At 68.8% G+C, this 13,690-nt stretch carries 12 protein-coding genes; 1 reads left to right on the top strand and 11 read right to left on the bottom strand.

Annotated features, from left to right (window positions below; translation table 11 throughout):
• Positions 1-26: 26 nt before the first annotated feature.
• The 10 genes from ACIOD2_RS01920 to ACIOD2_RS01875 all read right to left on the bottom strand — a co-directional run bounded on the left by ACIOD2_RS01920 (position 27) and on the right by ACIOD2_RS01875 (position 9,591).
• Positions 27-215 carry a hypothetical protein gene (locus ACIOD2_RS01920; protein WP_400533172.1) on the bottom strand — a complete coding sequence of 63 codons (189 nt, stop codon included), beginning with the start codon at positions 213-215 and terminating at the stop codon, positions 27-29.
• Between the two features lie 103 nt (positions 216-318).
• The gene (gene groL, locus ACIOD2_RS01915) at positions 319-2,010 is read right to left on the bottom strand and encodes a chaperonin GroEL (protein ID WP_400533170.1); all 1,692 of its coding nucleotides are present in this window, start codon (positions 2,008-2,010) and stop codon (positions 319-321) included.
• Positions 2,011-2,021: 11 nt separating this feature from the next.
• The gene (locus tag ACIOD2_RS01910; RefSeq protein WP_400533168.1) at positions 2,022-3,047 is read right to left on the bottom strand and encodes an NAD(P)-dependent alcohol dehydrogenase; all 1,026 of its coding nucleotides are present in this window, start codon (positions 3,045-3,047) and stop codon (positions 2,022-2,024) included.
• Entirely contained in the window at positions 3,044-3,760 is a 717-nt protein-coding gene (locus ACIOD2_RS01905) for an iron-sulfur cluster assembly protein (RefSeq protein WP_400533166.1), read from the bottom strand. The genes ACIOD2_RS01910 and ACIOD2_RS01905 overlap by 4 nt, the downstream gene beginning before the upstream one ends.
• On the bottom strand, positions 3,757-4,794 hold the full coding sequence (locus tag ACIOD2_RS01900) for an amidohydrolase family protein (RefSeq protein ID WP_400533164.1): 1,038 nt from the start codon (positions 4,792-4,794) through the stop codon (positions 3,757-3,759). The genes ACIOD2_RS01905 and ACIOD2_RS01900 overlap by 4 nt, the downstream gene beginning before the upstream one ends.
• A 56-nt stretch (positions 4,795-4,850) precedes the next feature.
• Complete coding sequence (gene mimD / locus ACIOD2_RS01895; protein WP_247052564.1) at positions 4,851-5,225, bottom strand: propane 2-monooxygenase effector subunit MimD; 375 nt, start codon at positions 5,223-5,225, stop codon at positions 4,851-4,853.
• Positions 5,222-6,391, bottom strand: a complete 1,170-nt coding sequence (locus ACIOD2_RS01890; RefSeq protein ID WP_323331076.1) for a toluene hydroxylase — start codon at positions 6,389-6,391, stop codon at positions 5,222-5,224. The genes mimD and ACIOD2_RS01890 overlap by 4 nt, the downstream gene beginning before the upstream one ends.
• A gap of 18 nt (positions 6,392-6,409) precedes the next feature.
• Complete coding sequence (locus ACIOD2_RS01885) at positions 6,410-7,453, bottom strand: NADH:ubiquinone reductase (Na(+)-transporting) subunit F (protein ID WP_400533162.1); 1,044 nt, start codon at positions 7,451-7,453, stop codon at positions 6,410-6,412.
• Between the two features lie 92 nt (positions 7,454-7,545).
• Positions 7,546-9,198, bottom strand: coding sequence for a methane monooxygenase (locus ACIOD2_RS01880; protein WP_400533160.1), 1,653 nt, complete (start codon positions 9,196-9,198; stop codon positions 7,546-7,548).
• 144 nt (positions 9,199-9,342) lie between these two features.
• Positions 9,343-9,591, bottom strand: a complete 249-nt coding sequence (locus tag ACIOD2_RS01875) for a hypothetical protein (RefSeq protein WP_400533158.1) — start codon at positions 9,589-9,591, stop codon at positions 9,343-9,345.
• Between the two features lie 200 nt (positions 9,592-9,791).
• On the opposite strand from ACIOD2_RS01875, the gene ACIOD2_RS01870 reads away from it, so the two are divergent.
• Positions 9,792-11,573, top strand: coding sequence for a sigma-54-dependent Fis family transcriptional regulator (locus tag ACIOD2_RS01870; protein WP_400535373.1), 1,782 nt, complete (start codon positions 9,792-9,794; stop codon positions 11,571-11,573).
• Positions 11,574-12,493: 920 nt separating this feature from the next.
• Here the strand turns inward: ACIOD2_RS01870 and ACIOD2_RS01865 are convergent.
• Positions 12,494-13,648, bottom strand: coding sequence for an FAD-dependent monooxygenase (locus ACIOD2_RS01865; RefSeq protein WP_400533156.1), 1,155 nt, complete (start codon positions 13,646-13,648; stop codon positions 12,494-12,496).
• Between the last annotated feature and the right edge of the window lie 42 nt (positions 13,649-13,690).

Below are 13,690 nucleotides of genomic sequence, written 5' to 3'. Positions count from 1 at the left end.
ATTGCCGGGACGACACGGGTGCCGGCTCAGCGTGGGCCCTGCTTGCGGCCCACCGAGCGGCCGACGAAGAAGCCGAGCAGCAGACCCACGATCAGGCCGATCACGATGAAGAAGATGACCGTCGCCGCGGCGATCTTGCCGACGGTGCCGAGGAAACCCTTGGCCTCGAAGTCCTGGACCGTCGCGAGGGTCTGGACGAGCGTGTGGTGCGTCATGATCACCAGGGTGACAGCACCGGGCGCACCCTGCACGCCGCGAAGGTCCCCCACCGGTGCTCAGGACACCGGTGGGGAGACCCCGCACTCCGCGGGCCCGAGATCAGCCGACGGAGGGGCCCATCCCGAGCGACTGCGGCGTGCTGGCGTCGGGCGAAGGCTGGTGCAGCCCCTCGTCCAGCGGGCCGAACTCGGTCATCAGCGCCGCGCTGCCACCCCACGGCGTCGCTTCCTCGGCGATCAGCGAGTTCGTCGTCAGCAGCAGCCCGGCCACCGAAGCGCCGTTCTGGATCGCTGAGCGGCACACCCGCAGCGGGTCGACGACGCCCAGGGCGATCATGTCGCCGAACTGGTCGTTCAGGGCGTCGAAGCCCTCGTCGGAGCCGAGCTCCCGGGTGCGCGCGACGATCTCGTGCGCCGGGTGCCCGGCGTTGTGGGCGATGAGGAACGCCGGTTCCGCCAGCGCCCGGCGGACGATCTCGACCCCGATCGCCTGGTCGCCTTCCAGCCCCAGGCCTTCCAGGGCCTTCTCGGCGTGCAGGAGCGCCGCTCCCCCGCCGGCCACGATGCCCTCGGCCATCGCCGCCCGGGTCGCGGACAGCGCGTCCTCGACCCGGTGCTGCAGCTCCTTGAGCTCGGCCGGGGTGGCCGCCCCGACGCGCACGACCGCGACCTTGCCGGTCAGCGCGCCGATCCGTTCGGTCAGCACGTCCTCGTCGACGCCGAACTGCGCGCGCTCCAGCTCCGCCCGCAGCTGCCCGACCCGGAACTCGACGGCGTCGGAGGTACCGCCACCGCCGACGATCGTGGTGTTGTTCGCGGTGACCCGGACCTGCTTGGCCCGGCCGAGGTGCTCCAGCGTCATCGTCTCCATGCTGAAGCCGGACGTCTTCGACAGCACCGCGCCGCCGACGATCGCCGCGAGGTCCTCCAGCTTGTGCAGCCGCCGGTCGCCGAACCCCGGCGCGCGGACGGCCACCGACTGGAAGGTGCCGTTCACGTGGTTGTGCACCAGCATGGACAGCGCCGTGCCCTCGATCGACTCCGCGATGATCACCAGCGGCCGCGGGGCCCGCATCACCTTGTCCAGCAACGGCATCAGCTGCTGCACCTTGGTGATCTTCTCCGCCGACATCAGGATGTACGGGTCGTCGAGCACCGCCTCGAGCCGGCCCGGGTCGGTGACCAGGTACGGCGAGAGGTAGCCGTTGTCGAACTCGAAGCCCTCCACGAAGTCGACGCTCATCCCGATCGCCGGCGACTCCTCGACCGTCACGACACCGCCGTCGCCGACGGTGTGCAGGGCCTTCGCGATGACCGCGCCGACCGTGTCGTCGTCGTTCGCCGAGATCGCCGCGACCCGCGCGTAGTCCGCCTCGGACACCACCGGGTGCGCCTGCTTCTCCAGGTACGCCACCAGAAGCCCGACGGCGTGGTCGATGCCGCGCTTGACGAGCACCGGGTTGCCGCCGGCCGAGATCGCCCGCATGCCTTCGTGGACGATCGCCTGGGCGAGCACGGTGGCGGTGGTGGTGCCGTCGCCGACGACGTCGTTGGTCTTGATCGCCGCTTCCTTGACCAGCTGCGCGCCCATGTTCTCGAACTGGTTCTTCAGGTGGATCTCGCGGGCGATGGTGACGCCGTCGTTGGTGACCACCGGCGAACCGGTGATCTTCTCGATGATCACGTTGCGGCCCTTGGGGCCGAGGGTGGACTTGACCGCTTCGGCCAGCTTGTCGACGCCCGCCAGCAGCAGGTCGCGGGCGTCCGAGCCGAACCGCAGTTCCTTCGCCATGTTTCCTGCTCCTAGGGTGTGAGGATGGCCCGACCGCGCACGCGTCCGGCATCGAGGTCGGCGAGTGCGTCGAGAGCCGCGTCCAGCGGGTACTTCTTCGTGTGGAGCGTGACCTTCCCGGCCTGCGCCAGCACCATCAGCTCGACGAGGTCGTTGTAGGTGCCGACCAGGTTGCCGATGACGTTGCGCTCGGTGGAGATGATGTCGATGGTCGGGATGTCGATGTTGCTGCCGTAGCCGATGAGGAACTGCGACCCGGCGCGCCGGGTCATCGCGAAGGCGTCCTGCTGGGCGCCCTGCTCGGCGACGAAGTCGAGCACGACCTCGGCGCCGTTGCCGCCGGTCAGGTCGAGCACGGCCTCGACCTGCTTGCCGTCGGCCAGCACGGTTTCGTCGGCGCCCAGGGTGGCCGCCAGCTCCAGCGCGTCGGCGTTGCGGTCGACCACGACCACGCGGGTCGCGGTCAGCGCCTTCAGCGACTGGATGCCGATGTGCCCGAGGCCGCCGGCGCCGTTGACGACGCAGGTGGTGCCCGGGTACAGCAGCGGGACGGCCTTGCGCACCGCGTGGTAGGCGGTGATGCCCGCGTCGGCCAGGGCGGCGACGTCCTCGGGCTGGGTCGACGGGTCGAGCTTGATGCACGCCCGCGCCGACGTCAGCAGGTACTCGGCCATGCCGCCGTCGCTGTCGATGCCCGGGAAGCTCCCGTTCGGGCAGTGCATGTCGTCACCGGCGCGGCAGGCGTGGCACAGCCCGCACGTCGGGGTCGGGTGCAGGATGACCGTGTCCCCGACCGCGACGTTCGTCACCGCGGCGCCGACCTCGTGCACCCAGCCGGCGTTCTCGTGCCCGATCGTGTAGGGCAGCGTGACACCCGACTTGTCCCGCCACTGCTCTTCGATGATGTGCAGGTCGGTGCGGCACACGCCGGCGCCGCCGATCTTCACGACGACGTCGAAGGGCCCGGTGGCGCGCGGCTCCGGTACCTCTTCGATCACCGGTTGCTGGTGGTACTTCTGCAGCCGCACGGCCTTCATCCCGTGCCCTCCTCATCTGACGTCAGCGAATAGCGGGCGCGCAGCATGCCGCGGCACACGCCCGAGTTGGCCTCCATGCTCGTGCGGGTCAGCCGGGCGAAGGCCAGGTGCCGTTTCGCCTCGGCCGGCGCGACCGGCTGCCCGGTCGCCGGGTCGAGCAGCAACGGGTCGCCGTCGTCGGACGGCAGGCCCAGCTCGCGGCGGCGGGCCCGCAGCCGGTCGAGGTCCGGGCTCGGCGGGACCTGCCCGAGGGTCAGCTCCGCCGGGTTCAGCCCGGTGCCCGACAGGGTCCGGCAGACCCGGTCGGTGCCGGCCAGCACGGCCTTGCGCACGAAGTCGTAGCGCAGCGTGTCGAGCTCGTCGACGGCCTCGCCCTCGAACGACGCGACGAACCCCTGCCGCGCCGCGACCCCGCGGTTGATGACGTCGGAGGCGAAGTGGTCGTCGAGCCGGATGTCGAGCCCGGTCAGGCCCGGCACCCCGGCGACGGCGTCGTAGGCGTCCGCGACCATCAGGAACGCGAAGTTGGGCGCGCAGAAGTAGGTCGGCAGCCGCAGCCGGATGAGGGCGTGGCCCGCCGCGCTCACCTCGCAGCGGGCCACGAAGCCGAGATCGGTGAGCGGCTCGTCCAGTTCGGGATCCCGGACGGTGCCCAGGGCAGACCACACTTCGGCGTGGCCGGCCCGGACACCCCGTTCGTCAAGAGCCGTCATGAGTTCGGCACGCCGACGGGCTCGACGTTCTCCGGGTCCTTGATCCGCAGCTCTTCCGGCACGTCGATGTCGTAGAGGCGGGCGGCGTTCAGGCCGAGGATCTTCCGCTTCTGGTCGACCGTGAGCGGTGCGAAGTCCGAGAGTTCCTCGTCACCCGGCATGTTCCAGTCGACGAAGCCCTCGACCTGCCACTTCGGTTCCCAGATGGCGTAGTCGGCGCCGAAGATCAGCTTGTCCTCACCGATCCAGAACATCAGCTCGCCCATGACCTTCGCGAAGAACTTCGGCCGGGCGTGCATCAGGCCGCCGATGACGACGGCGAGGCCCGCGTAGACGTTCCGCTCCTGGGTGGCCATGAAGCAGAAGTCCTCGATGCGCGGCAGGCCGACGTGCTCGACGATGAAGTTCAGGCCCTGGAAGTTGGTCGCCACGTGGTCCACATCGGACACGTCGAAGGCGTCCTTGTCGAGCGGCCAGATCGTCGGTCCCTTGTGGATGTGGACGTTCTTGACGCCCAGCTCTTCGCACTTCTCGAGGTACTTGGCCGCTTCCGGGTCCTTGAGGCTCCAGCCGCGGGAGTCACCGCGCCACTCGGCCGTGTAGAGCTTGACGCCCTTGCAGCCGTACCGCTTGACACGCTCCTCGAACGCCTTCATGCCCTCGTCGCCTTCACGCGGGTCGAAGGTCGTGTTCACCAGGAACTGGCCCGGGTGCCGTTCGGCCATCGCGCCGTCGGCCTCGGTCGTGTTGAACCCGTTCGTGTACCACTGCCGCAGGTTCGTCGGCTGGAAGATGGCCGTGTCGACGTGCCCGACCTCGAACAGGTCGTGCATCATCAGTTCCTCGGAGTACTTCTGGAACCGGTCGATCGGCCAGTGCGTCTCCTTCGGGCCGAGGCCCTGGTAGGCGTGGAAGCACTCGATCCACCCCTTGGCGTATTCCTCCTGCCCCTTGACCCAGTTGTCCGGGCTGGCGTCCCAGAAATGGGTGTGGGCGTCAACTACGAAATACTTTTCGCCATCTTTTTCGTACACGGGTGACCCTCCTGAGCGGATCGAGTGCTTCTCTGCCTGCTGCTTTACTGCTGCTGTTACTTGTTGATCACTTTGAGGTCGAAGTCGAGGTACTCGGCCGCGTCCTCGGGGTTGGCGAACATGATCGTGCGGTCGTCTTCGTGGATCATCCGCCCGTAGTGGGTGGACATGCTCTCCTCGAACTCGGCCGCGTTGAACCAGCCCTCTTCCTCGCCGGCGGCCTCGTCGACCTCGGCGTAGACCAGGTCGGTCCGGCCCTTCGCGTCGACGCGGATCATCGACGGCAGCGGCGTCACGGTCACGTTGTCCTTGGTGGACATGACTTCCGCGATGATCGCGCCGACCTGGTTGTTCATCAGCGTGAAGCCGCACATGTTCGAGGCCGTGTTGTTGACCTTGTACGGGCTTTCCGAGGTTTTGAAGACGGTCACTGGCCCAGCTCCTCCGGTGCTTTGAGACCCAAATCGGACAGGATTCCGGCGAACCGGCTCTTCACGCGGTCGAGGCCGTCCTCGAACCGGATCGGCTTCGCGTCGGGCTGCGACCACAGGGGCTGCAGGGCGCGGGCGGCGGAGATGCACCGCGGAACCCAGTCCTCGAGCCACTTCTGCGCCAGCGCCTTGTTCTGGTCGGCGAACTCCTTGTCGTTGATCAGGAGGTCGAACATCGCCTTGGTGTAGCGGAGGTCGCGCTCGGAGAAGTCGAACTCCTCGGCGCCGATCAGCGTCGGGGTGACGAAGTCGCCGTTGGCCGGCGCGGCCTGCTGCACCAGGTTGCTGCGGAACAGCTCGCCCACGAGCGGCTCGAAGACGATGTTCGAGGCGAAGATCGCCTCGCACCAGTCCCAGATCCCGGTCAGCTGCTCGGCGGTCTCCCGCACGCCCTGCCAGGCCGGGTCCTCGTTCCACGTCGCCAGGTGCGCGCCACCGTCGAAGCCGGGGACCTCTTCGGTGAGCGTCAGCGTGTACAGCGCCAGGTCCTGCGCCGCGCGGATCCGGTGCATGCTGTTCACCGAAATCGCGTTGTTGTGCATGTTGGTCGGCGCCCGCCGGTTGGCGTTGGCGTACAGGTACAGGCCGAGCCCGTGGTCCACGTGCATCCACGCACCGACGTGCTTGGCGACGAAGTCGACCCAGTTCGGGTTCCACTGCTCGAACGCCTTGGCCTGGCGGGCCGCGTCGATGTTCTGGTTGAGCTGGCGCACGACGTTCGCGTTGTACCGGTAGAGCGTGAGCTCCCACTCTTCGTTGGGGTCACGGAACTCGTGCCAGCCGTGCGCGGGCCAGTCGTAGCCCTTGCCGCCGGAACCGGGGCTGCGCTCGGGCACCGGGCGGTCGGACCCCCACGCCTTCATCGCGGTCCACTCGAGCGGGTAACCGCCCTTGCCGTCGGCGAAGGCGTAGAGCCACCCCTGCGACAGGTAGTGCCGCGGGTCCGGCTGGACTTCGACGGTGACGTCTTCGTAGTGACTCTGCTTGCGCTTGGCCGGGGTGAAGTAGTTGTACTGGCGAGCGCTGGAGTCCGGGAAGACCTTGGCGCCTGCTTCGGCGTCGGTGAACGCCGGCTTCGGCACACTGCGTTCGGAAGTGGCTGTCATGGGATCCGTCCTCTGGTGTCAGGCGTCGGATTCGCCCGTGGTGGTGAACTTGTCGTAGAAGACGCGCTTGTCGGGGACGCCGAGCACGGGCAGCAGCTCCAGCGCCGCTTCGACCATCGGCGGCGGTCCGCAGACGTAGGCGTCGGCACCTTTCAGGTCGAGGCCGGCCTGGCGCAGGACGTCGGTGATCAGGCCGGTCTCGCCGTCCCAGTCGTCGTCACCCGGCTCGGAAAGCGCCGGGACGTACCGGAAGTTCGGCAGTTTTTCCTCCAGCTCCCGCAGTTCGGCCTCGAAGCAGAGGTCCTGCCGGCGGCGGGCGCCGTAGTAGAAGGCCGCCTTCCGGTCGATCCCGCGCTCGGCCATGGTCCGCAGCAGCGCGAGGATGGGTGCCATCCCGGCCCCGCCGCCGACGAAGACCAGGTCCGCGCTCGGGTTGTCCCGGAGGGTGAACACCCCGAACGGGCCGGTGATCCGGAGCTGGTCGCCGACCGCGACATCGTCGTCCAGGAACCGGGAGAACAGCCCGTCGGGGTAGATCTTGATGACGAACTCGAGGAGCCCGTCGCGTGCCGAGGTGTTGGCCATCGAGAACGACCGGGACTCCTCGCTGTCCGGGATCGCGAAGTCCATGTACTGGCCCGGGAAGAACTTCAGCGACTGCTCCGGGTCCGTCAGCTTGACGACGAGGTGACGCAGGTCGTGCGTGACGTTGTCGTTGGACACGACCTCGACCGTGGCCTCCTGGATCGGCAGCCCGGACTGGATCATCTCCTCGTCGTAGTTGAGGAGCTCGATCGTGAGGTCTTCGTAGGCGTGGGCCCGGCACAGCAGGGTGAAACCCTCCTCCTTTTCGTAGTCCGGCAACGCGAAGGTCGAGTACTTGTCGTGTTCGACGTCGTCGCCGTCGAGGATGAACGACTTGCAGGCCGCGCACTGCCCTTCCTTGCAGCCGTGCATGAGCATCACGCCCTGCTCGGCGGCGGCGCGCAGGATGGTCTGCTCCTCGGCGACGTCGATCTCGATCCCGACCGGCTCGAACCGGACGCGGTGTTTCTCTGACATGCCAGCCCCGTCCCGTTCCGGCACTTTCCCGTGAAAGTGCCCACCTGGGGGCGGCACTTTCACGTGAAAGTGCCGCCCCTTGTGGTCGCGCGTCAGGCCTTCTGCGGTGCCGGGCGCCCGGCCGGGCCCTGGCGGTTGTAGTCGGCCACGAACGCGGCGCGCTCCTCGGCGGACATCTGGTTCAGCAGCACGTTCGGCGACTGCACCTCGGGCATCCGGCGCAGGTGGTCGAGCGTCCACATCTTCTTCGGGTCCAGGTCGAGGTGCGGCTGCGCGACCATGGTCTTGCCGTCGTCGCGCACGAAGCCCATGTCGGTGACGACGTCGGCCCAGTTCCAGCCGTGGTAGAGCGTCTCCCACTCGCGGGCGCCGACCAGCTTGCCCATGTTCGGGGTGTTGCGGCCCTGGTAGGTGGGCCGGAACGCCTCGGCGTCGGTCCAGCGGCACGTCTCCGAGCAGTACGTGCGGTGCTGGCCGTCGACCTCGTCGACCACCATGTCCTCGCGGATGAGGCACGGCACCATGCACGTCCAGCAGCGGTGCGGGTACACGTAGTCGACGTCCTCGGCGACGATCGGGTGGTGCCCGTTCGGCGTCGCGAGCCGGCTGTAGTTCTCCCACCAGGCGCCGTACTTGTCGTACCACCCGGGGTACTTGTACTCGAACCACTCGAAGTCCTCATCGGTCATCGGGTCGATGCGCCAGTAGTTGGCGAGCCACCCGGTGGCGAAGAACTGCGCGACCTCGTGGACGTAGCCCTTGTTCCAGATCCGGTTCCACGCCTCCTCGATGAGGTCGTGCGGAATGACCAAGCCGTACTTCTCGAGCGGGACGAGGTAGCTGCGGTAGTAGTCGTCGTAGATCCACCGGCGCCACATCTCCGCGTAGCTTTCCCGGTCCTTGCGGCGGTCCTTCGTGCCGTATTCGATGAACGTGCCGATCGCGGCGTCGACGACGGCGTGGTTGTTCCACCACGCGTACCGCAGGTCGCGCTCGAGCAGCTGGTGGTTGCTCTCGTCCGACAACGCCATCAGCAGCGTCGCGTAGCCGTTGCTGATGTGCCGGGACTCGTCCGACTGCACCGAGTGGAACACCGTCGGCAGCAGGTAGTCGCCGTTCGCAGCGGCTTCGGCCGGCATCGCGACGAACAGCGTGTTGGTGAATGCCGTCTCCGCCACGATGGTGAGGTAAATACTGGCCGCGGTGATCGCGTCACCGGTGATGAAGCCTTCCGCGAACTGACGGCCGATGGTGCCGCAGTAGTCGTTCTGGAAGTTGCGCAGGCTCGAGTTGAAGCCCGCCGGGTCGATGTAGTTCTGCATGTACAGGCGCTTGAGGTTCTGCTGGATCGTCGAGTGCCGGACCTCGTCGATCATCTGGATCGCCTGGCCGTTGTGCAGTTCCGGGTTGGGCACCGTGCGGAACAGCAGCGGCATCGCCCGCGCCGCGGAGATCTCCGGCAGCGGGATGATGCTCAGGAACAGCTTCTGCCATTCCAGCCACCGTTCCTGCACCTGGCGGAACATGTTGCCGCGGATCGCGCCGTCCTCGGCGCCGTAGACCCGGTGGTCCTTTTCTTCCTGCATCGGGAAGTACGAACGGAGGACCTGCTTCAGCGGGTCCTTCTTCTTGGCCTTCTGGAAGGTGTAGTCGGTCCCGTAGTGCGAAACCGGGGTGTGGTACGCCGGTTCCCACGACAGTTCCTGGATCTTCTGGTGGGCTTTCGCCACACTCTGGCGACTCATGGATCACTCCTTATCCGTGGCTCCTGCCTACGGCGGCCGAGCGGCTCCCCTCCCGGCCGGGGGATGCGGGGCGCACGTCCTGCGCTCACCATTCAAGGGGCGGGCGGTGGTGACGCGGGTCTCAATCTGAGACAGAACCGCTGCTCAGGGCTCTTCACGCTCGCTGAACATCCGGGCGCGCAGATCGGCGAGCTCGTTTTGAACGCCGTTCCGCACCCGCGCGTCTCCCTCGACGGTCGGTGTGATGCCGAGCGCGCGCAGCAGCGCCGCCGCCGGTTCACCCGGGTGTCCTTCACCGCCGAACACCGGATGCAGGCCCTGCTCGGCCAGATGCGTGAAAACCAGGTTCACGATCGTCCACGGGTTGTAGGTCTCCCCGGAATCGGCGGCCACTGGCACACCTCCTGGTGGATGGGCGGACACGAGGTCCCGATCCGTCCATCGCACCGCCGCCCGGCAGCCCGGAGCGTCTCAATTTGAGACACCGTGAAAGGCCTAACGCGCTTAGGCTGGACGGGCGGCACAACGGGTGTGCCCGCACCCACGTGGGCCGCGGGATTCAGGAGGTCTGCGTGGACGACAAGGTGCCCGGCATGCTGCTCGCCGACGACGAGCTCGCCCGGACCCGGGTGCGGTTCCTCACCGCCGAGCAGGTTCCGGCCGGCACCGTCCGGCAGACCATCCTCGCCTCGTGGCGGCGGTCGCGGGAGTTCCAGGTCGAGGCCGACCGGATCGACCCGCTGTACCTCGGCGACCAGAACCTCGACATCCCCCTGATGCGCGGCGCGGAGCCGGTGCTGGGCAAGCTGAGCGAGCAGTTCGACGGCCAGCCGATCAGCCTCATCCTCACCGACGCCAACGGCGTCGTGCTGACGCAGCGGACGGGCGACGGCGACCTGCGGCGGCACCTCGAGCGCGTCGAGCTGGTCCCCGGGTTCAGCTACGGCGAGCAGTCGGTCGGCACGAACGGGATCGGCACCGCGCTGGAGGACGGCCGCGCGACCACGGTGTTCGGCCACGAGCACTACGCCGAGCACCTGGAGAACCTCGCCTGCGCCGGCGTCCCGATCCACCACCCGATCTCCGGCAAGAAGATCGGCGCGGTCGACCTGACCTGCTGGTACAAGGACGCGGGCGGCCTGCTCATCGCGCTGGCCCGCTCGACCGCCGAGCAGATCCGGCAGGCGCTGCTGCGCCACAGCGACCTGCGCGAGATGATCCTCTTCCAGGCCTACCTGCAGACCTGCCGCCGCTGGACCGGCATCGTGCTGGCGTTCAACGACGACATCGTGATGATGAACGACCGGGCGCGGCAGCTGCTCGACCCGGCCGACCAGTCGCTGCTGCTGGGCTACGCGACCGAGGCACTGGCCGACGGCCAGCGGACGTCGGCGATGCTCGCCCTTTCGAGTGGCCTGCGCGTACGGGTGTACTGCCGCCGCGTACCGGGCCAGCGCGAGACGGACACCGCGGGCGGCGTGCTGTCGGTGAAGCTGATCGAGGCCGAGGAGACGCTGGCCGCGTCGACCCCGATGCTGCCGATGTACCTGCCGGGCGTCGTCGGCTCGGCGCCGCTGTGGCTGCGCTGCGGGCACGAGCTGGACGCGGGCCTCCAGCGCGGCGAATGGGTCGCGCTCGAAGGTGAGCCCGGCACGGGCAAGCTGACCCTGGCCAAGGGCCTGCACCAGCGCCACCACCCCGCCGCCCGCCTGCTGACGGTCGACGCGGCGGTCACGACCGGCCCGGACTGGACGGCCGCACTGCTGCGTGAGCACGCCGAGACCCCGATCCGCACCCTGGTGATCTGCCACGCCGACCGCCTGACGGTCGCCGCCGCGACGGCGCTGGCCGCGGTGCTGCGCGAACTCCGTGAACGCGAAGACGCCCCGTGGGTCGTGGCGACGCTGGCCCCGGGCGCCGAGACCAAGCCCGCGCTGGCGGAGCTGCTGAAGTTCTTCCCCCGGACGGTGCGCGTGCCCCCGCTGCGCCACCACGTCGACGACCTGGCCGAGCTGGTCCCCCTGGTCCTGAGCAAACTCGGCTACGGCGGCAGGCTCACCTGCTCGGCGGCGGCGCTGCACCTGCTGATGCGGGCGGAGTGGCCGGGCAACACCGGGCAGCTGTACCAGGTGCTGCGCAAGGTGGCCCAGCGCCGCCGAGCAGGCACCATCCGCCCGGGCGACCTCCCGGCCGAGTTCCACGCGGTGACGCGCAGGCCGCTGAACCGCTTCGAGTCCATAGAGCGTGACGCGATCGTCCGGTGCCTGGAGGACGCGGACGGCAACAAGGTCCGCGCGGCGAAGCTGCTGGGGATTTCGAGGGCGACGATTTACCGGAAAATCCACGAGTACGGGATCGTTCCCCCGACTCGGTGAGGTCGGGTCGGATTCGGGGCCACTCTTGGGTGATTCCCTGCGGATTGCGTGCCTGAAGGCGGAACTCACGTGACTCCCGGCCGGTCTGGCACTGGTACCCGAGTGCCGGAAGCCGGAACTCGCGGGTTTCACGGTGGGTCTCGCGGATCAGCGCCGGACCCGCGTGATTCCCGGAGAAGTCTCACGTGATTTCCGGCAGAACTCGCGTACCGAGGCCGGAATTCACGTGATTCGCGGCAGAACTCACGGACCGGTAGCCGCCACTCGCGTGCTCGAATCGGCCCTCGCCTGCCCGAAGCCGGTTCCCGCGTGATTTCCGGCGGAACTCGCGTGCCCGAGCCCGGAACTCACGTGAATCGCAGCGGATCTCACGGGTCGCAGCCGCAACTCACGCGCTCGAACCGGACCTCGCCCGCCCGAAGCCGGAGCCCGCGTGACTCCCGGCGGAACTCGCGTGCCCGAACCCGGAACTCACGTGAATCGCAGCAGAACTCACGGGCCAGCAGCCGCAACTCACGTGCTCGAACCGGACCTCGTCCGCCCGAAGCCGGATCCCGCGTGATCCGGCGGAACTCGCGTGCCTGAATTCAGAAATCGCGTGAATCGCAGCGGATCTCGCGGGCCAGCAGCCGCAGCTCGCGCGCTCGAACCAGACCTCGCCTGTCCGACACCTGATCCCGCGTGGTTACCGGCGGACCTCGCGTGCTCGAGCCCGGAACTCGCGTGGCTAGAACCGGACTTGCTGAACCCGATCTGGGCCTCGCGTGCCCGATGCCCGAACTCACATGATTCCCGGCGGGTCTCGCGTGAACTCCCAGCGGAACTCGCGTGTCCGAGGCCGGAACTCGCGTGCCTAGCGGGGCATCGCGGTGATTCCCGGGGCATCGCGTGTGTCTGGCGGGGCATCGCGCGCGGGAAGGTCAGCGGGCCGCCAGTTCGGCCAGCTGGTAGGCCATCTTCGAGCGCACCGGAGGCAGGCCGAAGGCCAGCTTCATCACCGTGTTGCGCAGCAGGCGCGCGGGGCGGGGGCGGAGCGTCGCCAGGCGGGTCATGCGGTCGGTGAACGCGACCACGCCCGTCGCCACCGGGCGGCGCGTCTGCTCGTAGGTGTCCAGGAGCGCGTTCGGCTCGCCGGTGACCACCCGGGCCAGCAGGCGGCCCAGCACCACCGCGTCCTGGATGCCCGTGTTCATGCCCTGGCCGCCGGCCGGGCTGTGCACGTGGGCGGCGTCGCCGGCCAGCAGGACCCGGCCCGCGCGGTAGTGGTCGGCCACCCGGTGGTGCACCCGGAACCGCGAGCTCCACAGCACCTCGGTCACCCGCGACCGCGCCCCCTCCGGGCCGCGCTTGTCCACAATGGACTGGATGTCCTCGATGCCCGGCTTCTCGGCGGCGGAGGCGACCGTCGCCACCAGCCGGTAGTGGTCGTCCGCGCCGGGCAGCGGCGCGACCACCGTCACCCCTTCCGGTGACAGGTGCAGGCTGACCTCCGCGCGGTCCAGCGGCCAGCTCATCCGGACGTCGGCGAGCACGAACGACTCGCCGTACGACGCGCCGGTGAAGCCGATCCCGGCCTGCTCGCGCACGGTGCTGTGCATGCCGTCGGCCCCGATCACGTACTTCGCGCGCACCGTGCCGCCAGTCGTCGTGACCGTGACGCCCGTGTCATCACCCGCGACGGCGGTGACCTCGTACGGCCGGTGGACGTCGCCGCCGGCCTCGCGCAGCCGCTGCAGCAGCACCGCTTCGGTCCGGTCCTGCGGCACCATCAGCGTGTACGGGTACGCGGTGGGCAGCCCGCCGAACGGCACCCGCGCCAGCACCGTCGCACCGTCGCGGACGGTGAAGGTCGGGACCACGACGCCCAGCTCCTTCAGCCGTTCGGTGACGCCGAGCTCGGCGAGCACCTCGAGCGTCCGGGCGTGGATCACGCAGGCCCGGGACGTGTTCGCGCCCTCGGCCTGGCGGTCGAGCAGCACGAAGTCGATCCCGGCCTCGGCCAGCGCGAGCGCGGCGGCGAGCCCGGCGGGGCCGGCTCCGGCGATCAGGACGTCGGTGCGGGCGGGCAGGTCCATGACGGTCTCCTCGGGTTTGCCAACAACTGTTGGCATCCACGT

The sequence above is a fragment of the Amycolatopsis sp. NPDC088138 genome (assembly GCF_044741685.1).
In the GTDB taxonomy this organism is placed as follows: domain Bacteria; phylum Actinomycetota; class Actinomycetes; order Mycobacteriales; family Pseudonocardiaceae; genus Amycolatopsis.
Note: the sequence above shows the minus strand (reverse complement) of the source record. Positions and strands in the feature narration are given on the sequence as shown.

Bases quoted from the DNA above. Each gene is read 5' to 3' on its own strand.
- ACIOD2_RS01870 (WP_400535373.1), top strand. From the start codon at position 9,792: ATGCTGCTCGCCGACGACGAGCTCGCCCGGACCCGGGTGCGGTTCCTC.
- groL (WP_400533170.1), bottom strand. From the start codon at position 2,010: ATGGCGAAGGAACTGCGGTTCGGCTCGGACGCCCGCGACCTGCTGCTG.
- ACIOD2_RS01890 (WP_323331076.1), bottom strand. From the start codon at position 6,391: ATGACAGCCACTTCCGAACGCAGTGTGCCGAAGCCGGCGTTCACCGAC.
- ACIOD2_RS01885 (WP_400533162.1), bottom strand. From the start codon at position 7,453: ATGTCAGAGAAACACCGCGTCCGGTTCGAGCCGGTCGGGATCGAGATC.
- ACIOD2_RS01920 (WP_400533172.1), bottom strand. From the start codon at position 215: ATGACGCACCACACGCTCGTCCAGACCCTCGCGACGGTCCAGGACTTC.
- ACIOD2_RS01865 (WP_400533156.1), bottom strand. From the start codon at position 13,648: ATGGACCTGCCCGCCCGCACCGACGTCCTGATCGCCGGAGCCGGCCCC.
- ACIOD2_RS01905 (WP_400533166.1), bottom strand. From the start codon at position 3,760: ATGACGGCTCTTGACGAACGGGGTGTCCGGGCCGGCCACGCCGAAGTG.
- ACIOD2_RS01910 (WP_400533168.1), bottom strand. From the start codon at position 3,047: ATGAAGGCCGTGCGGCTGCAGAAGTACCACCAGCAACCGGTGATCGAA.
- ACIOD2_RS01880 (WP_400533160.1), bottom strand. From the start codon at position 9,198: ATGAGTCGCCAGAGTGTGGCGAAAGCCCACCAGAAGATCCAGGAACTG.